Genomic DNA, 21183 nt, shown 5'->3' with positions numbered 1-21183 from the left:
AGGAGTGGTACTCCTTAGAAAGGAGGTGATCCAGCCGCAGGTTCCCCTACGGCTACCTTGTTACGACTTCACCCCAATCACCGGCCATACCGTGGGCGCCTGCCTCCTTGCGGTTGGCTTGGGCGACTTCAGGTACAACAGGCTTTCGTGGTGTGACGGGCGGTGTGTACAAGGCCCGGGAACGTATTCACCGCGGCGTGCTGATCCGCGATTACTAGCGATTCCGCCTTCATGAGGTCGAGTTGCAGACCTCAATCTGAACTGAGGCCGGTTTTTTGCGATTGGCTCCCCCTCACGGGTTTGCAGCGCTTTGTACCGGCCATTGTAGCACGTGTGTGGCCCCAGGCATAAAGGCCATGCTGACTTGACGTCATCCCCACCTTCCTCCCCGTTATCCTGGGCAGTCCTTTCAGAGTGCTCGGCATGACCCGGTAGCAACTGAAAGCAGGGGTTGCGCTCGTTGCGGGACTTAACCCAACACCTCACGGCACGAGCTGACGACAGCCATGCAGCACCTGAGCACGCTGGTATTGCTACCTCGTTAGGCTTTCACCCTTCTACTACGTGCATGTCCAACCTGGGTAAGGTTCTTCGCGTTGCGTCGAATTAAACCACATGCTCCACCGCTTGTGCGGGCCCCCGTCAATTCCTTTGAGTTTCAACCTTGCGGCCGTACTTCCCAGGCGGGATACTTAATGCGTTAGCTGCGGCACCGGCGGTAACCCGCCGACACTTAGTATCCATAGTTTAGGGCGTGGACTACCAGGGTATCTAATCCTGTTTGCTCCCCACGCTTTCGTGTCTCAGCGTCAGGTATGTTCCAGAGCGCCGCCTTCGCCACCGGCCTTCCTCCCGATCTCTACGCATTTCACCGCTACACCGGGAATTCCGCGCTCCTCTCCCACCCTCTAGCCTGGCAGTACCCTCTGCGCTTTCCGGGTTGGGCCCGAAGCTTTAACAGAAGGCTTACCAAACCGCCTACACACCCTGTACGCCCAGTGAATCCGAACAACGCTTGCCACCTTCGTATTACCGCGGCTGCTGGCACGAAGTTGGCCGTGGCTGCTTCTGGAGGTACCGTCCGAACGATTGCTCGCTCCATCTTCCCTCCCGAAAGGGGTTTACAATCCGAAGACCTTCATCCCCCACGCGGCGTCGCTGCGTCAGGCTTTCGCCCATTGCGCAATATTCCTTACTGCTGCCTCCCGTAGGAGTCTGGCCCGTGTCGCAGTGCCAGTGTGGCTGATCGTCCTCTCAGACCAGCTACCCGTCAAAGCCTTGGTAGGCCGTTACCCTACCAACAAGCTGATAGGACATGAGCTCATCAAAGAGCGCCACACTCACAGTGTGGCTTTCCTTCCGAATCCGAAGACCCGGAAGCGTACGCGGTATTAGCCAACCTTTCGGCTGGTTATTCCCCACTCGATGGTAGATTACCCATGTATTCCTCACCCGTTCGCCGCTTTACAAGTGTATTGCTACACCTTCTCGCTCGACTTGCATGTATTAGGCGCGCCGCCAGCGTTCGTTCTGAGCCAGGATCAAACTCTCATAAAGGTTCTACTTGAATTGGACCCGAGGGCCACCTCTTCAATACACCTTACCTTACTCATTTCTCGCTCTATTCAGTTGTCAAAGAACCGTTTCGCGTTTCGGAGGATTTTTCACTCCCCACGCGAGCCGCGCACTTTACTACGCGGGACTGACCATGTCAAGAGGGTCAGAATTTATTTTTTTGATCTGGGCTTCCTGAGAATCCGTCGCGGGGCTTCGAACCGCACCGGCCACTAGGCTGGATCAAACGTGCACTCTTATACCAATCTGAATTTCCGGAGTCAAGCCTTGAAAAGATCTTTTTAATATCGCAGAGTGTTTCTCATGGAAAATCGGTTCAGTTTAAAACGTCGCAGCCTCCTAACGCTCACTGGAATTGCGGCTGCCGCCGGCCTCACTGGTGGCTGCGATGGGGTTGGATCTTTTTTCGGACGCATGTTCGCCATGCCCCCTCGCGATACCAACTACTTCACTGAAAATAAAAAGTTCTACGTCGTGAACTATTCTGACTCCCCGTTTAACGTCTCGCGCGACCTGAGACAAGACGAATGGCGATTAGCGGTGAAGGGCGAGGTGAAAAAGCCCCTCTCGCTGGGATGGCGCGAACTATTGAACCGCGAGAACTTCGAGCAAATCTCTACGCTCATGTGCATTGACACGTTACCCGGTGGAGACAGTCTCGGCAACGCGCGATGGCGGGGAATTTCCTTAAAAAAACTGCTCCGGGAGGCAGAAGTCGATGAAGAGACGACCCGAGATATCGTATTCCGAGGGGCAGACGCCTATGACGACAGCATTCCGCTCGCGCGCGCGATGCAGGATGACGTCATGCTCGCTTTCTTGATGAACGGCGAGAAATTGCCCAAAGAACATGGCTTTCCGCTCCGCCTGCTCGTCCCCGGACTATACGGCATCAAAAATGTGAAATGGATCATTGAAATCGAAGCGTATGCAGGGGACTACCGAGGCTACTGGCAGCGAAAGGGCTGGACGGACGATGCCACAATCAAGACATTCTCCCGCATCGATTCGCCGGGCCACTATCAAACATTGCGTGGCCCCGAACAACGATTCCGCGGCATCGCATTTGGCGGACCGAACTCCATTAGCAAAGTGGAAATCAGCCTCGACGCAGCAAGAACGTGGGACTCCTGCGAAATTGAAACACCCATGTCTCCTTACTCATGGGTGATCTGGAACTATACGTGGCATCCACACAAACGGGGCAAATACCAGGTCGCCGTCCGTGCCGTTGACAGCAAAGGACAGCCGCAAATTGCCGAGTTGATTCGTCCGCAACCGGCCGGCTCGAGTGGATTACACACGATTATCGCCGACGTGGAGAGCCTGTAAATCCCCTGGTTTCGCCCCCCATCGCGCACTTGCATCGCTCATCACGCCTGATCAGCACGAACTCCTTTCGACACCGGCACCATTGAGTCAAGACCAGGGCGGTTTGCACGCCATTGGCTCGGCCCGCAATCGCAAGCCCTCCCACCTGCGAGACACGAACATGCACAATCGATTGGGAGGAGGGCTCGGATGCCACTCAACTGCTCGATCCTGACACCTCTCGAATACCCACTCACACCTAGCGTTTGCGACGCATCCATCGATCGGCATTCTTCATAATTACCGACCCTCAACGACCCCTTCACCGCCGCGCACAGACTGCCCAATCATTGAATGGAGTCCACGACCTCACACAAATCCTGCATCAATTGTTGACATCCAGAGGCACACGCAGTCCATGCCAATTTGTAAGCGTTTAGCGACTCGACGCATTGTCCTTCTGCTGGGAAATCACCTGTCACCTTCAGTTGATAATCAACACATCCTCCGCTGCAATACTGGAGAAACTGCTGTCCAAACGCCGCCCGACACCCCGCGCCCAGCGACGGAACTCGATAGCACCGCCCACTGCACGGTATCGTGATTGTACGTATCGGCCTGAAAGGAGGCCCAGTTGCAATGCCGGGTCAGCGCCATGGAGAGCATGAACTGATTAAGGGGGAGAGAACTGGGCCTGGCGCGGGGAGGAATCCAGGGCACCCATATACATATTTAGGCCAGGCAGATTTCCTCGCGGCCGAGAGGAACGCGAGTTTAGACGCGTCGAAGAGATCAGGCTGGAGCAGGCGAAACGGCAGGAACTTTTCTCAGGGGCAGGAACGCGCAGAAACACATAGACCGTGCACGGTTCAGCGACAACGACAAGCTACCGCACGCCGCCCTCAACGCGGGCGCTCGCGAAGGTGGTCGCAAACAACTCCACCATGGCACGCACTCCCTTTCGCACCGCGTCAGACACTTCGTCCTTCGGCCCATATCCGAGAATGGCTTGGTTCCAGAGACTGCCAGGCGTCTTCTGGGCGGTATAGGATCCTGCGTTGCAATCGACGTGATAGGCGGCGATATACTGATCTCCCACCGTCCACACCTCGCAGGTGAAAAAACCGAGTTGATTGAGGCGTTCGGGCGCATCCGGTGACGGCCCACTCGAGCCTTCGAGTGCAATCCCGGGCACCTTATTGAGCAGCGTCACCCGAGTCAAATCCGTCAACTCGGCACCGCTGATGCCGAGTTTCTCGGCACTTCCCTGGGTCTGAACTTCCACTGCGACAAACTTTTTGATGTGCCGCATGTCGGTCACAGGAACTATCTCCGGGCTGGCTACCGCCACAGGCAGGGAAGGGAAGACACCGATCCCGAGCAGTATCAGCACGGACAATCGGCATATCACACTCACACAGTTCCCCATGACTCATCCCCTCTTACCACAGCACCACCGTTCGCCAACCGCGTGTTTTCACAGCCTGGTATACCTCAGGTGGGCCCCCCATATCCAGTTTGCCGTGCAACTCAACACCGTATGCGGAAGGAAGACGCGACGACGCTGGAAAACTCGGCAGGTTCCAGAAATGTCGGTCAGTACCGGATGGTTCCCGGCATGGCTTCATACTCGCGAAACACGCGCTGGGCTTCATCCGCCAACACCTGCACCTCAGGAATGTCGCGTTGCTGCGGGGAGCAGGTCAACTGTCGATAAAAGACCTCGTCGTCAAAGCCGATCGCCCCAGTGTCCTTCGCGCTGTTTCCGTAAAACACCCGGTCGAGACGCGACCAGTAGATGGCGCCAAGACACATCGGACAGGGTTGAGCGCTTGTATAGAGCTCACAGCCCTTGAGGGTGAATGAGCCCAATGACCGGGCAGCAGCGCGAATCGCTTCCATCTCAGCATGGGCCGTGGGGTCATTGGTGACGAGGACGCGATTCCACCCTTCGCCGACAATCACTCCTCCTTTCACGATCACGGCACCGAATGGGCCGCCTTCCCCGGCCCTCATTCCCTGACGGCTCAGCTCTATGGCTCTCCGCATCATCCGCTCTGCAGCTGCCCGATCGAAGGCTCGGCCTTGCTGATTCACATTGGCGACAAGGCCCTCACCATTCTGAACGGCTTCCCCTATGGTGATCATGGTGAGACCGGCTACCCCCTTCAGAAGCCGACGACGAGTCCACATGTCACCACCCCTGGTCCGGCAGATTACTGTCTGAATCATAACCGGCACAGCTCATTTCACCCCTCTTCGCCGACATCTCACGCGCGTCGCCCATCCTCTCTCATGACCAACTTTCTCCCTTACGAATGTGCCATCTCTGCCACCTCCTGCGCGCTGAGATCCCGCCACTGACCAGGCTGAAGCTCCCCTAATGTGATCGGCCCGATGGCCAGCCGTACGAGCCGCAACGTCGGATGACCAACCGCCGCCGTCATCCGCCGAACCTGCCGGTTCATCCCTTCACGCAACGTGAGCTCCAGCCACGCCGTCGGCACATGCTTGCGAAATCGGATCGGGATTGGTCGTTCTGGCAAAGAAGGCGGAGTCGGCAGCAACCGGGCCTGAGCAGGCCTCGTGCGGGTTCCGGCAATCACGACACCGCCCTCCAGCTTTGCCAACGCGGCCACATCCGGCACCCGCTCCACCTGCACGAGATAGACTTTGGGGAGATGGTGTCGAGGATCGGTAATGCGATGGGCCAAACGGCCGTCGGAGGTCAGCAGGAGCAAGCCCTCACTGTCCAGATCCAACCGGCCGGCAGGGTAGACATCGGGGACATTGAGATACGCGCTGAGCGTGGGGCGCCCCTGGACGTCCGTAAAGCAAGGCAACACGCCATAGGGTTTGTACAGGGCGAGGGTCCGACCGACGCGGGGCAGCGTCATGACCATGGATCGCTCAGTCACCTGTCACGATCGGATCGCGGACAGGGGGTCGTGGGTGGAAATGAATAGCCAACGAGCTGGCTAACCGAGAGTGACTGATGAAGCGATGCCGCGCGCCTCGAACTAATCGAGCCGCCTGAAACGAGCCACATATTCTTCGGGAGGGATCGGCGTACTGAAAAATGCCGACTTGCTCTGATTGATGATACGCGTCTTGACGAGCAAGCTTCCGTCCCCTTCTACGGTAAGCTCCTGCGCATACTCGGAAATATTGCGGAGCGGCTCCTCAGCCATCCCCCCTTCATCCCGAGTCCGATGGATGACGATCTGATTCTGACGGCACGTCACGCGGTCCTCCGGTTGCAAATCCAGCTGATGCGCAGTGATGGCGCCATCGTAGCGGTTCACTAACTCCAGCGTATCGTCGTGGACCAGTTCCACTCGCACGGCCTCGCGCGCCGCTTCTGCCGGTACCGGAACCCCCAGCATTGCATTCAAGGTCAGTTTGTTTTCTCGGTTTCGATAGAAACCCACCGTGCCAGGCAACGCCTCGCCTTGTAATTCGTACATTCCGCTCAGTTTGGGACAGTCCGGCCAGGCCAGGCTTGGCTTCAAGGCGGGAGGCAGAGGAGTCCCCGGAGGTGTTTGGCACCCGGTAAGCCCGATGACCCCTGACAGAGCTAGTATCATGGGACCGATCCATCCGGAACTTTTTGGGTGCATGAGGCTCAATACTGACCACATAGGAGAAGTCTAGCGAAGCCATCGTCCGCCTGTCTAGTCATAATCTCCTGAGATCGTCCTCGAGACAAGTCGCCCACGAGACTGTCGCAATACTGCTGAAGCCCTGGACATCACCAACGAATCCAGACATCTGCGCCTTTTTGGTGGGGCCATCGTGGTGCCACAGGGAGGCGAGAAACACCAGCTTCTCGGATTTCCTGGCTTGCTCACCTGCTGGAAATGTGTTTCCATCGAGCGCATCGTCGTCACGGCTTCGGCGAGCGGCAGTCCAGCCTCCAGGAAGGAGTGGTGTCATGAGATGGGAAGGTCAACGGGAAAGCCAGAATATTGAGGACCGCCGTGGAATGGGCGCTGCGCGATCCGGCGCAGGACTCGGATTGGGCGGACTCGTCCTGGTCCTCGCCGTCAGCTATCTCACGGGGACCAATCCGCTCACCCTACTCAACATCCTCAACGGCGTCCAGGAGATCGCCGTGCCTCAAGCCCCGGATCGAATGGTGCCGACCGGATCACCTCGCAATGAGCTTGGAAAATTCGCCGCCGTCGTGCTCGCCGATACGGAAGACACGTGGCGAACATTGCTCCCTCGCATGGGTCGCACGTATGAAGATCCCCATTTGGTGTTATTCACCGGAGCGGTGCGATCCGCCTGCGGCACGGCATCCTCGGCGGTCGGCCCGTTTTACTGCCCCGGCGATCACAAGGTCTATCTGGATCTATCGTTTTTTCAAGAACTGGCGCAACGCCTCGGGGCACCGGGCGATTTTGCCCAAGCCTATGTGATTGCGCACGAGATCGGCCACCATGTCCAGAACCTGCTCGGTATTGCAGAGAAGGTCACCCGGTTACAACAGCGCGGTTCGTCTGCGGAGCGCAATGCCCTCTCCATCAAGATGGAACTGCAAGCCGACTGTCTGGCTGGGGTCTGGGGATATCATGCCAGGCACAACCGCAACCTCATCGAGCCGGGCGATTTCGAAGCCGGTCTCCGAGCGGCCGCGGCGATTGGTGACGACCGGCTGCAGAACATGGAGCAGGGTCAGGTACAACCGGAAAGTTGGACCCACGGCTCGTCCGAGCAACGGATGACTTGGCTCCGGCAAGGCTTACAATCAGGAGATCCCGCTGCCTGTGACACGTTCACCGAGAAACGTTCCTAGCGTCATGTTGCTGCATCATACAGCATCGACGCGCTGCAGCGTGGCGTACAATGGTTCAGACAATTCCTGACTGGGTCCCGCCCCGCCGGAACAACCGCGGCCAGATTAGTCGTCGGATTCCAAAGGAAGTAACCGGTAGGAAGAAACAGGTCAGTACGCACAACGGTGTGCATGAGCATCGAAGACGTATGGAGACCGAGTTTCGAGCAGAACGCCTTCCGGATCGTCGGGAACACCGCCCGCACGACCGCACTCAGGGCACGAATTTGCTATGCCAGGCTTTGCTTAGAATCCGATGCTGATGCCGCCACCGCTACGGCTGCCGCCACCACCAAACCCAACACCTCCGAATACACCCCACCAAGGACCGGAGGTCCGTGGATGGTCATCCCGCCTGCGATCCCACCGGTGAAGATGTTTCACGTCCAGCGTGGGAAATCGGTAATCGGCCTCATCCATTTTCTCAACCGACGCACCCGTGACCTCCCCGATAATGGTCACTCTTGTGCCCTCTACGATGGTCGACGGATCGAGGAATTCTTTGTGCAAGGCCAGAAATCGCCCCTTTGATTGCAGGCGATCTACCTCAGGCTCCTCCTCATCATCCAAGGGAAGTTGCAAGACCTCCAGCTGAGTCCCGCCCTCTGTAGCCTTCGCCTTGAGGACTTCGCCACCCAGCAAGACAACCTTGCCCCGATACGAATCGGGGGACGCCACTATTTGATCGAATGACACCGTCTTCTCAACCTGGGGTTCCAAAGATTCCGGGATCACCCGCGTGGACGCACAACCGGCCGTCACGACCAAGAGCCCGATGGCCAGATACCGACACACACACATCATGTGAGCAGTATAACGAACATCACCGACCGATACTACAACCATGGCCACTCCAGGACATCGCCACTTATTCACTGAGCACAACGACATTTCTTCAGGCCCCGGCTCTGGTCTATACTGGGATTCTGACAGTTTCTCTATCGAAAGGAACGGCTCTCTATGTCGTGCATGCCTTTTCGCTACTCGCAGCAGCTCGTCATCCGTACGGTATTGATGCTGGCCTCCGTGGCGTTTCTGGCTGACCTGCACCCGGTCGACGCCACAGCCATCGACGCCGCCAGGCTGGAACACGCCAAACTTGCCACCATCGGAGTCTTAGAAGACACTCAAGATCAACGCACCCCGGACAAGCCAGGCAAGATCCTGGTACGCGGCACCGGCTTTCACTTACGCGACGGGTACATCGTCACCGCCCGCCACGCGGCAGAAAAGCAAGATGCCACGACCGGCACCATCATTCAAAAGCAGATTCGAATTCTGACCACAGACCTCCATGAATTGTCGGCCGATCTCGTGGGCGACAGCGCATTCATGGACGTCGTCGTGTATCGCGTCACCGAGGCCCATCGCCCGAAACTCCAGGCAGCGGTCGCGTTTGCGGCCGGTGATGTTCAGCCGGGCCAGGAAGTGTTCACCGTCGGCTATCCCATGGGCTGGGGACCGACCATGTCATTCGGCCATCTAGGCAACACGAACACCTTCCTTCAAACGGTGGACACCCGCCTGATTCAGGCCGATGTCGCCGCCTGCAGTGGTAACTCCGGCGGCGGACTCTTTAACGAGAAGGGCGAAGTCGTGGGGATCATGCACGCCATCATTCAAACGGAACGCGACGATTCCACTGCCCACTGCAGTCGCATGGCTTTTGCGATTCCCGCCCTGCTGGCTGAACGCATCGTCACCGCCGCCTTGGACGGCAAGCCTCTGACCTTTTCCAAAATGGGCATCCATATGGTCGCCGTGAAGGACGGCACCAGATGGCGCATGGCGGTGAAAGACGTCATGGAACCGGCCAAGTCTGCCGGCATTCAAAAGCACGACGTCATTATTGCCGTGGACGACACCGACATTCAGGACGCCGCGCACTTAAAGAACTACTTGATCGAGCGCACCAAGCCTGGCCAACAGGTGAGCGTGAAAGTTCGTCGCATCGATACCAATCTGACGTTTACGGTGACCTTGGGGGGCGGCTGATTAGCGCGCTCAGGAATCAGCTCGAGACAATCAATGGAAGGATGAAGGACCAGCGTGGGCCGAACGTCACACCGGCAGGGCTTGGTACCAGCCGTTCGCCTGAATGAGGGTGAGCGGCTGGTCGAATAACCGCCCCAAATTTTCCTCTGTCAGCAGCTCCGTTTTGGGCCCATCCGCAAAGATGGTCCCGCTCTTGATCAAGACCACACGCTCAATCTCCGGCGGTATCTCATGCAGATGATGCGTGACGAGGAGCACGCTCTTCCCTTTGTGAATTTGAGTCCGCAGCAGATCGAGGTACTGGAAACAGGCTTTGATGTCGAGGCCGCTGGTCGGCTCATCCAGCACAAGAACCGACGGATCGTGGACCAACGCGCGCCCCAGGAGAAATCGCCGCTGCTCACCGGTCGACAAATGACCGAACATCCGCCCGGCCAGCGAGTCAATCCTCAACTCCCGCATCACCTCATACGCACGCGCGATCTGTGCCTGGGTGAATGTTTGATGGTCGTAGGTGTCGTTACTGGCATAGAAACCAGAGAGCACGACTTGCAGACCCTCGGCGCAAATTAAATAGTCTCGCTGAAGATCATGCGACACCAGCCCCAGATGCTTCCGCACATCCCACACGCTCCAGCGTTCTTGGCCGAAAAGACAGAGCCGCGTCTCATCCAGTGCCAGTGGATGAACTTCGCCCGACAAGAGTTTGAGGAGCGTGGACTTGCCGGCTCCGTTTGGTCCGACTATCGCCGCATGCTCACCCGCCTGAAGCAAGAAGGAAAAATCGGCGAAGACGCAGGTATCCCCCCTGTAGACGGTGGCGTGTTGAATGTCGAGAACAGGCAAGGAGTGAGGGGGCTTGGCCTGCATGGCACGAGTCACTAGGCTAGAGGTCTTCCGCCTTCTGGCTGGCCTTCGAACTAGCCTGTCCGTCACGGGATGAGGCTGTCCGCGCGACTGAGCCGGCGATCTTCGGCGTGGCGGTGGCGACATCGGCATTCTGCGCACGATGAAGGAGGGCATGATCCATCAACACAAGGGCCATCATGGCTTCGGCAATAGGCGTGGCACGAATGCCTACACAGGGGTCGTGACGACCGTTCGTCTCGACCACCGCCGGGTTCCCCTGCTTGTCGATCGACCGGCGTGGCACGCGAATACTCGAGGTCGGCTTGATGCCGATGGTGACGACGATATCCTGCCCTGTGGAAATGCCGCCCAATATCCCCCCGGCATGATTGGTGACAAATCCTTCTGGAGTTAATTCATCGCCATGCTCGGATCCCCGTTGTTCGACGGAAGCCAACCCTGCGCCGATCTCCACCGCTTTTACCGCATTGATGCTCATCATGGCCCCGGCCAGATCCGCATCCAGCTTTGCATACACGGGGGCACCCCACCCGACCGGCACATGCTCCGCAACAGTGGTGATTTTCGCACCCACCGAGTCACCGGCCTTCCTGAGCTCATCCATATAGGATTCCAGTTTCCCGACCACCTCGTCATCGGCGGCGAAAAACGGATTGGTTGCCACTGTCGTCCAGTTGGTGAACGGAACAGCGATGGGGCCGAGTTGACTGAGATAACCGTGGATGACGACGCCATGCTTTTCGGAGAGCCACTTCTTGGCAATCGCGGCAGCCGCCACCCGCACAGCGGTTTCACGGGCGGAAGAACGCCCGCCGCCCCGATGATCGCGGATCCCGTATTTCTGCCAATAGGTGTAGTCAGCGTGGCCGGGACGGAAGGTGTCGATGAGGTTGCCGTAGTCGCGGCTGCGCTGGTCTTCGTTGCGAATGAGGAGGGCGATCGGTGTACCCGTCGTCCTTCCTTCGAACAGCCCGGAGAGAATTTCCACCCGATCGGATTCCTGCCGCTGTGTGACGTGGCGTGACGTGCCCGGTTTCCGACGATCGAGATCGCGTTGAATATCCTCTGCCGAAAGCACGAGCCCCGGAGGACAGCCATCGACGACACAGCCGATCGCCGGCCCGTGGCTTTCGCCGAATGAGGTGACGGTGAAGACTCGACCCAACGTATTGCCGGCCATGGAGCGGAAAACGCCTCCCTACTCGACGACATCCAGTTTGATTCGCAATTCCTTCAACTGGTCGGCTCCCACTGTGGATGGCGCCTCGGTGAGCGGGCACTGCGCCCGTTGCGTCTTGGGAAACGCAATGACATCGCGAATCGAATCAGCGCCACCCAGTAGCATAATCAGTCGATCCAGCCCGAACGCAATGCCTCCATGCGGTGGCGCACCATACTCCAGCGCTTCCAGCAGGAAACCGAACTTCGCCTGCGCCTGCTCCTTGCCGATCCCCAGCAGATCCAGAATCCGAAACTGAATGTCGCTGCGATGGTTGCGGATACTGCCACCGCCGATCTCACTCCCGTTCAGCACCATATCGTAAGCTTTCGCCCGTGCCTTCAGCGGCTCCGTGTCGAGAAACGGCACGTCTTCATCCATCGGCGCCGCAAACGGATTATGCATGAACACATACCGTTTCTCTTCCGGCGAATAGTCTAGAAGTGGAAATTCGGTGACCCACAAGGGTTTCCAGGCCGTCTTGTCGATGAGATTCAGTTCTTCGCCGAGCAACAGGCGAATCCGGCCCAGTACGTCATGGACGATCGCCGGCTTATCCGCGCCGAAGAGGACGAGATCTCCCGGCTTCGCCTCCGGCAACGCTGCCGCAAAAGCTTTGGCATCGAGAAACTTGGCGATGACCGACTCAAGCTGTCCTTCCGCGGTGATTTTCAACCAGGCCAGGCCCTTCGCCCCAAAGCTCTTCGCTGTCTCGCCCAAGGCATCAATGCGGCTCCTTGCGATCGACGCGCCGCCGGACACAATCAACACCTTGACGAGCCCTCCCTTGGTCGCCGCATCCTTGAATACCTTGAAGTCGCTGTTCGCCGCAAAGTCCGTGACATCGTGCAAGGGCATATCGAACCGCAGATCCGGCTTGTCGGATCCATATCTGCCCATTGCTTCCGCATAGGTCATCCGCGGGAACGGCACGGGCAATTGCACCCCGCCGGCATCCTTGAACACCGATACGATCATCTGCTCCATCAGCGCCATGACCTGCTCACGATCCACAAAGGACATCTCGAGATCGATCTGGGTAAATTCCGGTTGACGATCGTTCCGCAGGTCTTCGTCGCGAAAACAACGGGCGATCTGGTAATACCGATCCACGCCGCTGATCATCAACACCTGCTTGAATAATTGCGGCGACTGCGGCAGTGCATAAAACATCCCCGGATTCACACGACTCGGCACCAGATAGTCACGGGCACCTTCCGGTGTGCTTTTCGTCAACACCGGCGTTTCCACTTCGAGAAAGTGCTCGGCGTTCAGAAACGTGCGCACCGCCTGCATAATCCCGTGTCGTAGCCATAAGAGCCGCTGCATCCGTGGACGTCTAAGGTCGAGGTACCGATACTTCAACCGCAGCGATTCGGTGATCTCTACGTCGTCCTCGATCATGAACGGTGGGGTCTTCGCCTCATTAAGAATCTCGACCGCATCGACAAATATCTCGATGTCCCCCGTGGGCAAATTCGGATTGCGCGATTCCTCCGGCCGAGCCATGACTTGGCCGGTCACCGAGATGACACATTCACTCCGCAGCGTATGCGCGGCCTGATGCACCGCTGCGTTCCTCTCGGCATTAAACACCACCTGAGTGACGCCGGTTCGGTCCCGCACATCGATAAACAACACCATGCCGTGATCGCGGCGGCGCTGCACCCAGCCATTCAACACGACCTGCTGACCGACATGCGCCTTGGTCAACTCTCCGCACCGATGGGTCCTGATCTTCATGCTCTTCTCCGCGTCGAGTGCCGCGATGGTTTCGCAGAGCCCCGCTCTCCCGGACGCGACGACTGAGACCCACCACGCCGGTTCTGTTGAAATTTCTGACCTGCACCTGGACGGCCTGGCGCCGCACCACGACCAGATCCTTGGGACTTCTCGCCTGAGCGTAACGGTCGGCCCCCACGTTCCCCCTGCGGACGTTGAAGGCTTCGTGCCTCTCCGGAGACACGCCCCTCGAACTCTCCGACCTCCCGCTTGGGCCCTCGTTTTACCCCGCTCGATGTGGTGTTGCGCCGGAATTTCGCGCCGTGACTCATGGGGCGCTTCCTCCCCCCGGACCCTGGGCGTGAGGATATCCGGACCTCCCGATCCGGCTTCGGCCGGCCGCCAGATTCCGATCGCTGCGATCGCGGCCCCCGCCCTGTTCGCACAGGCTTGGGTGGTCGTGGCGGGGCCGGCTCGGTCGGCGGCATCCAGCGAACCGGCTTTCCCGATGCATCCAGTTCCGGACGTTCCGCGCGGGCGATGCGATCGCCTACAAGCTCCCGTAATCGATTGGCCTCACGGTCGGTCAAAAACCGGTACTCCCCCGCCGCCAAATCACCCAACAAGAGCGGCCCCATCCGCACCCGCGTCAGCTTAATGACTGCATGACCAACGGCTTCGAGCATCCGCTTTACTTGATGCTTTCGTCCCTCATGGATCGTGACCTCCAGCCAGGAATTGCTCTCGGCCCGGCTGATCTTCTGCACCTTCGCCGGCGCCGTCAGTCCATCTTCCAGCTTGACGCCCCGCTCCAATGTCCCGATTTCGGCATCGTTCAGGACGCCCTTGACCTTAATCAGATAGGTCTTCGGGACATGGTACCGCGGATGGAGAAGTGCCTGAGCCAAATCTCCGTGATTGGTCAGAAGCATGAGTCCTTCACTATCGAAATCCAACCGACCGACCGGAAACACCCGCACCGACACGCCGCGCAGGAAATCTTTCACGGTCGGACGCCCCTCAGGATCGTCGAGCGTGGACATCACGTTCTTAGGCTTATTCAAGATCACATAGACATAGGGCTGGGCGGCGCGCAGATGTTTGCCGTCGACTTTGACATGGTCGCGGTCAGGATCAACTTTGATGCCGAGTTCTCTGACGACAGCGCCGTTGATCGTGACGCGGCCGGACGTGATCAATTCTTCGGCTTTGCGGCGGGAAGCAAGGCCGGTTCCGGCAATCAATTTTTGCAGTCTGACTTCCACACACATCCTTTACTGAAGCGCGCCGGAGCACGCGTCGTGCATCTCACCTGCACCCTTGCAGCCACCAGGCATTACCAACGGGGTGTTACGCCACTCTTATTCCCATTCAATGGTCGACGGTGGCTTCGAGCTGATGTCATAGACAACCCGGTTGACACCCTTGACTTCGTTGATAATACGACTCGACATTTTTCCCAGCACCTCGTTCGGGATCTTGGCCCAGTCGGCAGTCATCCCGTCCAGGCTAGTCACGGCGCGAATCGCGATCACATGCTCATACGTGCGCTGATCACCCATCACGCCGACGGTTCGAATCGGTAACAGCACGGCAAAGGCTTGCCAAATCTCACGGTAGAGCCCCGCGGCCCGGATTTCCTGATCGACAATGGTTTCTGCCCCACGCAGGATCGCCAAACGCTCCTTGGTGACCGTCCCCAGCACCCGAATCGCCAACCCAGGACCTGGAAACGGCTGCCGCCAGATGATGTCCTCCGGCAAACCCAACTCCTGTCCCAAAACCCGTACTTCATCCTTGAATAATTCACGAAGCGGCTCCACCAGCTTCAATTTCATACGTGTCGGCAACCCGCCCACGTTGTGATGCGTCTTGATCGTCGCTGACGGCCCCTTGAAGCTGACGCTTTCGATGACGTCGGGATACAGCGTGCCTTGGACCAGGTACTTCACCCCTTTAAACTTCTTGGATTCGGTCTCAAAATTCTTGATGAACAGGCGTCCGATGATTTTCCGTTTTCGCTCCGGATCGGTCACGCTCTTCAGCGCGGTGAGAAACTGACTGCTGCGATCGAGAACCCGCATATTCAGGTGCAATTGCGAGGCGAAGGTCTTCTCCACCTGGTCCCGCTCGCCGGCTCGCAACACCCCGTTATCCACGAAGATGCAGGTCAATTGGTCGCCGACCGCACGATGCGTCAGCGCCGCCGCAACAGATGAGTCCACCCCGCCACTCAACGCACAGATCACCCGCTCCGTCCCGACCTGCTGTCTGATTTGTTCCACGGCCGTGTCGACATAGGACCGCATGGTCCACGTCGGCTGGCAGCCGCAGATGTCGTAGACGAAATTCTTGAGCATCGTGGCGCCCTCAGTCGTGTGCGCGACCTCCGGATGAAACTGCAGGCAGTAAATCCGTTGTTTGGCATCATGCCGCTTCATCGCGGCAATGGGAGAGTTGTCGGTGTGCGCGATAGAACGGAATCCCGGAGGCATTCGTTCAATGCGATCGCCGTGCGACATCCAAACGATCGTCGAACCGTTTGTGCCAATGCCCTTGAACAGATCCGACCGATCATCAAGCCTGAGCTCGGCCCGGCCGAATTCTCGGTGCTGCGCCCTTTCCACATCGCCGCCCTGCAGGTGGGTCACCAGCTGCATCCCATAGCAGATGCCGAGAATCGGAATGCCCTGGTCAAACAACTCCTTGGGCACCTTGGGGGATTTTTTGTCGTAGACGCTGGAAGGCCCGCCAGAGAGCACAATGCCTTTGGGCCGATAGGCCAGGATAGTCGCGAGCGACACGGTGCAGGGCAGAATTTGCGAATAGACCTGCGCTTCTCGGATACGTCGTGCAATCAGTTGCGTGTATTGGGAGCCGAAATCAAGAACGAGAATTCGATCGTGCCAAAGTTCCATAAGCGCTTGGGATGAAATACGTTAGAGGTTCAGTGCGGGGGATGAAGAACAGGGGAAGGGACGATTCACCTTCCACCTGTACGAATGCTATTCCCAATCAGTACGATAATTGGGCGCTTCCTTGGTGATGATGACGTCGTGTACATGCCCCTCCCGAAGGCCGGCCAGCGTCTGACGAATGAACGTCGCTTTTTGTTGCAGCTCGGGAATGGTCTTGCACCCGCAGTAGCCCATCCCGGACTTCACGCCACCGACCATTTGGTAGATGTGCGGAGCCAAGAGGCCCTTGTAGGGAACTCGGCCTTCAATGCCTTCGGGAACGAGCTTTGGAGTCGGTCGCCCACCCTGTCCGTATCGATCGCCGCCGCCTCGCTCCATTGCTCCGATCGAACCCATTCCGCGGTAGACCTTGTAGGTTCGAGCCTGAAATAGCACCGTCTCACCGGGGGCTTCTTCCGTCCCTGCCAACAAACTGCCCAACATGACAACTGAAGCACCAGCCGCCAGGGCTTTTGTAATATCGCCGGAATACTTGATCCCGCCATCGGCGATCACCGGGATATTGGACCCAGCCAATGCTCTGGCGCAATCGCCGATCGCCGTCAATTGCGGCATCCCGGCCCCGGACACCATGCGGGTCGTGCAGATGGAGCCTGGCCCGACTCCGACTTTCACCGCATCCACACCGGCTTTGACCAAATCCTTGGCCGCCTGGGCGGTGGCGATGTTACCCGCGATGATGTCCAGTTGCGGGTACGCCTTTCTGACCATCTTCACCGTATCGAGCACGGCCTGGGAATGCCCATGCGCCGTATCCACCACCACGACGTCCACTCCCGCTTTCACGAGCAAGGCCACCCGATCGGAAGTATCCGGACCGACACCTAACGCGGCCCCGACCCGCAAACGCCCATGAGCATCCTTGCAGGCATTGGGGTATTTAATCCGCTTCTCAATGTCCTTAATCGTGATGAGCCCCTTGAGTTCGAACTGCTTGTTGACGACCGGCAGTTTCTCAATCCGGTGCTCGTGCAGGATCTCACGAGCCTTTTCCAGACTGGTACCTTCCGGCGCCGTGACGAGTTTATCCCGCTTCATCACCTGGGAGACCTTCAGGTCCATCCTCGTCTCGAAGCGCAAATCACGATTCGTGAGGATGCCGACCAACTTGCCGGCCTTGGTGACCGGAATACCTGAAATTCTGTACTTGGCCATCAACTCATGGGCATCGCGAATGGTCTGATCCGGTGCAATGGTAATGGGATCAAGGATCATCCCGCTTTCGGACTTCTTGACCCGATCGATTTCTGCCGCCTGATCCACCGGGGACAACACTCGGTGCACAATGCCGATGCCGCCCTCCTGCGCCATGGCGATGGCGAGGCGCGCTTCAGTCACGGTGTCCATCGCAGCGCTGACGATGGGAATGTTCAGCTGAATATTCCGAGACAAGCGAGTCCGTGTGTCAACCTCACTCGGGAGGACCTGCGATTTCGCCGGAACCAAGACGACATCGTCATAGGTCAACCCGAGCCGAATCTCCTTCTCTAACATCAGCCGCCACCCTCTCCCGGGCTTCCTGCCCGTTCCCGTTAGACCTTCGTGGTACGATCCATCTGCCCGAGCTCCGCTGCGGCATCCGCCTCTTCCTGCAACCGCTCGCTGCCTTCCTCAGCCGGCATGAATTGCTGGACTCGGGTATTACCGCTGTCGACGGCAAAGACACTGCCCCGTGGATCCACGACAATGCCGTACGGGAAGTTGAACTGCCCGTCGCCACCACCAAATCCACCCCACTGGGCAATGAAATTGCCTTCCCGGTCGAATTTTTCAATGCGATGATTGCCGGTGTCGGTGACATACACGTCACCCTGCCCATCAACCGCAATACCCCAGGGTGACCGCAACTGCCCGGCTTCCTGCGCCAGCGGACTGCTGGCGTGGCCGGCCTCGGAACTGCCCCCCCATTTGGTGAGTAACTGAGGCAGCACGTTGGTACTCGTATCGAACTTCTGCACGCGGTGATTGCCCATATCAACGACGTACACGGTGCCGTCCGCCTGATCGACGGCAATGCCGCGCGGGAAGTAAAACTGGCCGTCACCGTTTCCGAAACTCCCCCACGACATGATGAACTCCCCGCTCATGTCAAACTTCTGTACGCGGAAGTTGGCGCTATCTACCACGTAAATGTACCCGCGCACGCGATCGATCGCGATGCCCCACGGCGCGTTGAATTGGCCTTCACCATTCCCGCGCGATCCGAATTTCATCAGGTAGCCGCCCAATTTCCCGTCGAACTTTTGCACCCGGTGGTTGTTCGTATCGACCACGTAGACATCGCCCTTCGCGTCGCAGGCGATGCCGGTCGGATTGTGAAAGTTCGCATTGGCCGCGCCGAAATTTCCCCACAAAATAATGAAATTTCCGTTACGGTCAAATTTCTGAATGCGGTTGTTCCCGTTATCGACGACAAAGAGGGAACCCTGTTGATCGATGGCGAGTCCGTACATCGGCGCCATGAATTCGCCGCCGTGCAGCAGGGAGGCACCGCGACCCGGCTTGCCCCATTTGGAGACGCAGAGGTAGCCCGAGGTATTGACGAGAATCGTGGCGCTCGCCGGCGTGGAAATATTGTTACCAAGATCTTTGAACCAGACAATGACGGTTTTCTGTCCGTCCCCCGGAGAAAGAATGAAGGGGATGGTCGCACCGAACTTAATAGCCGGCGGAACCTCAACCCAGCCCGGCGTGCCCGCCATTGGGGTCATCGGATTTTCCGAGATATAGTACGCGGCAACACCCGTATCGAGGTCGGTGGCGGAAATCGTGACCACGACTTCCGGCGAATTCGTCATGAATGCGCCATGATTCACCACGGCATAAGGTGTCTGAGGCGCCGTGATGTCGATCAGAACCGGCGTCGCCGACACTTCTTCTGACAACTTGCTCTCGGTCCCATCCTCATAGACCGCAGTCAGCGCATAGAAATAGGCCTGATCATTGGTCAGGCCGGTATGGTTGTAGGGACTGGTCACACCCTCGATCTTCGTCCCGCCCTCCTGGCTCAGATTCGGCGAGGTGTGGAAATACAGGTTGTAAGAGACCGCCTTCGGCACATCAAGCCAACTCAAGAAGGTTTCCGTGTCGCCCGGCTTGATGGCCAGATTTCCCGGAGCAGGGTAGTCACTCACCGCCTGCGCTCGCTCACGCTCCTCTTTCCCCCGATTTAATTCCTCATCTGTCGGCACATACTTGATGACGCGATGATTGCCGCTATCAACGACATACACCGCCCCCTCTTTGTCGACGGCAACACCGGATGGAAAGTTCAATTGACCTTCGGTCTTCCCTCGATTTCCCCAGGCGCAGAGGAACGTGCCGTTTCCGTCGAATTTTTGAATACGGTGGTTCCCCTGATCCACGACATACACATTGCCTAGCGCATCGCACGTCACGCCCCACGGTGCCTTGAACTGCCCTGGACCGCTGCCCTCACGCCCCCACTTGGTCAGAAAGCTGCCGCGGGTGTCGAACTTCTGGATCCGGTTGTTCCCTTCATCTGCGACATACGTATTTCCGACGAAATCGACCGCCACTCCGCGCGGGAAGAAAAATGCGCCGTCGAAGCTCCCGTCCCGCCCCCACTTCAATAGGGGTGTCCCGTCACCTTTAAATTTTTGAATCCGAGCATTGTTGGTATCGGTGACATAGATATTGCCTTCCTGGTCGGTCGTCACACCCCAGGGCGCGTCGAATTTGTTCATATCCGCCCCGCGCCAGGCAAACCCAAATTTGCCCCAGGCCTTCATCGGATTGCCGTCGGTATCGAGGCGCTGTACACGATTGTTTCCGGTGTCGGCGACGTAGACCTGACCATCATTGTTCGTGGTGAGGCCGCGGGGATAGTAATAATTTCCTTCCGCACTGCCCGCTTCTCCGCCCCAGCGCCCAAGGAACGTTCCTTCTTTGTCGAACTTTTGGATGGAATGATTGTCCGTATCGGCAACGTAAATATTCCCGTCTTTATCCACCGCGATGCCGGTCGGGGAACTGAACTCGCCATCGTCGACCCCTTCCCGCCCGATCACCTTGGCGATCAAGTACGGGGCCGGGATCGCCATAACTTCCTGAGACTCAGGGCTTTCCCCCTTCTGTGTCACGACTGTGATGACATAGTGGTAACAGGTTCCGTTCGCCAGATCGTCATGCATGAAGGGCGACTGCGCGCCTTCGATGCAGGTTCCTTTTTCCTTCGTTACACCAATGACGGTCTTAAAATCTTCCGCGCTGGCGATGGGGCGGGTCAGTTCCGAAAACTTGATCTGCACGCCTTTGGTGGTCATGAAATATAAGTTGTAATACATCGCATCCGGTACCGCATCCCAGGTAATCATCACCCGGCCATTTCCGGCTTTGGCAGCAACCCCGGTCGGTGCGGGAGGCAATTCCTCCTCCTCGGCTACGGAGTCCCCGGCGCCCCACTCGCTCTGACTTCCTTCTGCGGCAAGATACCGCCGGTCAAACCGAAACATTTCGTCGAGCAGCCAAGCCTTGATCATGGTGTTCCTCGTGGTACGAGATTGGTGAAGATTGGCGGATGTTTCAACAACTTAGAAGGGGGAGTCTAACAAAGCGAAAAGAAGGGAGTCAAGGCAAGAGCGGCGCGGTCGAAGAACGTGTTCACGTATCCATCAGGGGACTCAGCGTCCTGGCCAGAAGACGCTAGCCGG

15 protein-coding genes and 1 rRNA gene are annotated in these 21183 nt (G+C 58.0%); 3 read left to right on the top strand and 13 right to left on the bottom strand.

What is annotated here, in order from left to right; translation table 11 throughout:
• Window positions 1-18 precede the first annotated feature (18 nt).
• Window positions 19-1557: ribosomal RNA gene (locus KJA79_RS09945) — 16S ribosomal RNA — on the bottom strand.
• Between the two features lie 321 nt (window positions 1558-1878).
• Here KJA79_RS09945 and KJA79_RS09940 point away from each other — a divergent pair.
• Window positions 1879-2907: a molybdopterin-dependent oxidoreductase gene (locus KJA79_RS09940; protein ID WP_213041892.1), complete on the top strand. Its 1029-nt coding sequence runs from the start codon at window positions 1879-1881 to the stop codon at window positions 2905-2907.
• Window positions 2908-3772: 865 nt separating this feature from the next.
• On the opposite strand, the gene KJA79_RS09935 is transcribed toward KJA79_RS09940, so the two are convergent.
• The 4 genes from KJA79_RS09935 to KJA79_RS09920 all read right to left on the bottom strand — a co-directional run bounded on the left by KJA79_RS09935 (window position 3773) and on the right by KJA79_RS09920 (window position 6473).
• Window positions 3773-4303 carry a hypothetical protein gene (locus KJA79_RS09935; protein WP_213041891.1) on the bottom strand — a complete coding sequence of 177 codons (531 nt, stop codon included), beginning with the start codon at window positions 4301-4303 and terminating at the stop codon, window positions 3773-3775.
• 179 nt (window positions 4304-4482) lie between these two features.
• Window positions 4483-5079 (bottom strand): nucleoside deaminase, encoded by a 597-nt coding sequence (locus tag KJA79_RS09930; RefSeq protein WP_213041890.1) that lies wholly within the window; start codon window positions 5077-5079, stop codon window positions 4483-4485.
• Window positions 5080-5198: 119 nt separating this feature from the next.
• Window positions 5199-5783: a pseudouridine synthase gene (locus KJA79_RS09925; protein WP_213041894.1), complete on the bottom strand. Its 585-nt coding sequence runs from the start codon at window positions 5781-5783 to the stop codon at window positions 5199-5201.
• Between the two features lie 123 nt (window positions 5784-5906).
• Window positions 5907-6473 (bottom strand): hypothetical protein, encoded by a 567-nt coding sequence (locus tag KJA79_RS09920; RefSeq protein WP_213041889.1) that lies wholly within the window; start codon window positions 6471-6473, stop codon window positions 5907-5909.
• A gap of 347 nt (window positions 6474-6820) precedes the next feature.
• Between KJA79_RS09920 and ypfJ the strand changes: the two genes are divergently transcribed.
• Window positions 6821-7687 carry a KPN_02809 family neutral zinc metallopeptidase gene (gene ypfJ, locus KJA79_RS09915; RefSeq protein ID WP_213041888.1) on the top strand — a complete coding sequence of 289 codons (867 nt, stop codon included), beginning with the start codon at window positions 6821-6823 and terminating at the stop codon, window positions 7685-7687.
• 285 nt (window positions 7688-7972) lie between these two features.
• Here ypfJ and KJA79_RS09910 read toward each other — a convergent pair whose 3' ends face one another.
• On the bottom strand, window positions 7973-8530 hold the full coding sequence (locus KJA79_RS09910) for a Slp family lipoprotein (protein WP_213041887.1): 558 nt from the start codon (window positions 8528-8530) through the stop codon (window positions 7973-7975).
• Window positions 8531-8686: 156 nt separating this feature from the next.
• On the opposite strand from KJA79_RS09910, the gene KJA79_RS09905 reads away from it, so the two are divergent.
• Complete coding sequence (locus KJA79_RS09905) at window positions 8687-9721, top strand: S1C family serine protease (RefSeq protein WP_213041886.1); 1035 nt, start codon at window positions 8687-8689, stop codon at window positions 9719-9721.
• Window positions 9722-9787: 66 nt separating this feature from the next.
• On the opposite strand, the gene KJA79_RS09900 is transcribed toward KJA79_RS09905, so the two are convergent.
• The 7 genes from KJA79_RS09900 to KJA79_RS09870 form a co-directional block, all read right to left on the bottom strand.
• Window positions 9788-10591 (bottom strand): ABC transporter ATP-binding protein, encoded by an 804-nt coding sequence (locus KJA79_RS09900; protein WP_213041885.1) that lies wholly within the window; start codon window positions 10589-10591, stop codon window positions 9788-9790.
• A 16-nt stretch (window positions 10592-10607) separates the two neighbouring features.
• The gene (aroC, locus tag KJA79_RS09895; RefSeq protein ID WP_246507548.1) at window positions 10608-11771 is read right to left on the bottom strand and encodes a chorismate synthase; all 1164 of its coding nucleotides are present in this window, start codon (window positions 11769-11771) and stop codon (window positions 10608-10610) included.
• An 18-nt stretch (window positions 11772-11789) separates the two neighbouring features.
• The gene (aspS, locus tag KJA79_RS09890) at window positions 11790-13553 is read right to left on the bottom strand and encodes an aspartate--tRNA ligase (protein WP_213041884.1); all 1764 of its coding nucleotides are present in this window, start codon (window positions 13551-13553) and stop codon (window positions 11790-11792) included.
• Window positions 13550-14797, bottom strand: a complete 1248-nt coding sequence (locus KJA79_RS09885) for a pseudouridine synthase (protein ID WP_246507546.1) — start codon at window positions 14795-14797, stop codon at window positions 13550-13552. Before KJA79_RS09885 ends, aspS begins: the two co-directional genes overlap by 4 nt.
• Window positions 14798-14893: 96 nt before the next feature.
• A complete protein-coding gene (gene guaA, locus KJA79_RS09880) occupies window positions 14894-16450 on the bottom strand; it encodes a glutamine-hydrolyzing GMP synthase (RefSeq protein WP_213041882.1) in 1557 nt (518 codons plus the stop codon).
• 87 nt (window positions 16451-16537) lie between these two features.
• Window positions 16538-18004: an IMP dehydrogenase gene (gene guaB / locus KJA79_RS09875; protein WP_246507544.1), complete on the bottom strand. Its 1467-nt coding sequence runs from the start codon at window positions 18002-18004 to the stop codon at window positions 16538-16540.
• A gap of 38 nt (window positions 18005-18042) precedes the next feature.
• Window positions 18043-21012, bottom strand: coding sequence for a 6-bladed beta-propeller (locus tag KJA79_RS09870; RefSeq protein WP_213041881.1), 2970 nt, complete (start codon window positions 21010-21012; stop codon window positions 18043-18045).
• Between the last annotated feature and the right edge of the window lie 171 nt (window positions 21013-21183).

The sequence above is a fragment of the Nitrospira defluvii genome (genome assembly GCF_905220995.1).
In the GTDB taxonomy this organism is placed as follows: Bacteria; Nitrospirota; Nitrospiria; order Nitrospirales; family Nitrospiraceae; genus Nitrospira_A; species Nitrospira_A defluvii_C.
Note: the sequence above shows the minus strand (reverse complement) of the source record. Positions and strands in the feature narration are given on the sequence as shown.

Excerpts from the sequence above, each read along its gene's own strand:
- KJA79_RS09940 (WP_213041892.1), top strand. The coding sequence starts at position 1,879 with ATGGAAAATCGGTTCAGTTTAAAACGTCGCAGCCTCCTAACGCTCACT.
- KJA79_RS09930 (WP_213041890.1), bottom strand. The coding sequence starts at position 5,079 with ATGTGGACTCGTCGTCGGCTTCTGAAGGGGGTAGCCGGTCTCACCATG.
- KJA79_RS09925 (WP_213041894.1), bottom strand. The coding sequence starts at position 5,783 with ATGACGCTGCCCCGCGTCGGTCGGACCCTCGCCCTGTACAAACCCTAT.
- KJA79_RS09920 (WP_213041889.1), bottom strand. The coding sequence starts at position 6,473 with ATGATACTAGCTCTGTCAGGGGTCATCGGGCTTACCGGGTGCCAAACA.
- ypfJ (WP_213041888.1), top strand. The coding sequence starts at position 6,821 with ATGAGATGGGAAGGTCAACGGGAAAGCCAGAATATTGAGGACCGCCGT.
- KJA79_RS09910 (WP_213041887.1), bottom strand. The coding sequence starts at position 8,530 with ATGATGTGTGTGTGTCGGTATCTGGCCATCGGGCTCTTGGTCGTGACG.
- KJA79_RS09905 (WP_213041886.1), top strand. The coding sequence starts at position 8,687 with ATGTCGTGCATGCCTTTTCGCTACTCGCAGCAGCTCGTCATCCGTACG.
- KJA79_RS09900 (WP_213041885.1), bottom strand. The coding sequence starts at position 10,591 with ATGCAGGCCAAGCCCCCTCACTCCTTGCCTGTTCTCGACATTCAACAC.
- aroC (WP_246507548.1), bottom strand. The coding sequence starts at position 11,771 with ATGGCCGGCAATACGTTGGGTCGAGTCTTCACCGTCACCTCATTCGGC.
- aspS (WP_213041884.1), bottom strand. The coding sequence starts at position 13,553 with ATGAAGATCAGGACCCATCGGTGCGGAGAGTTGACCAAGGCGCATGTC.
- guaA (WP_213041882.1), bottom strand. The coding sequence starts at position 16,450 with ATGGAACTTTGGCACGATCGAATTCTCGTTCTTGATTTCGGCTCCCAA.
- guaB (WP_246507544.1), bottom strand. The coding sequence starts at position 18,004 with ATGTTAGAGAAGGAGATTCGGCTCGGGTTGACCTATGACGATGTCGTC.
- KJA79_RS09870 (WP_213041881.1), bottom strand. The coding sequence starts at position 21,012 with ATGATCAAGGCTTGGCTGCTCGACGAAATGTTTCGGTTTGACCGGCGG.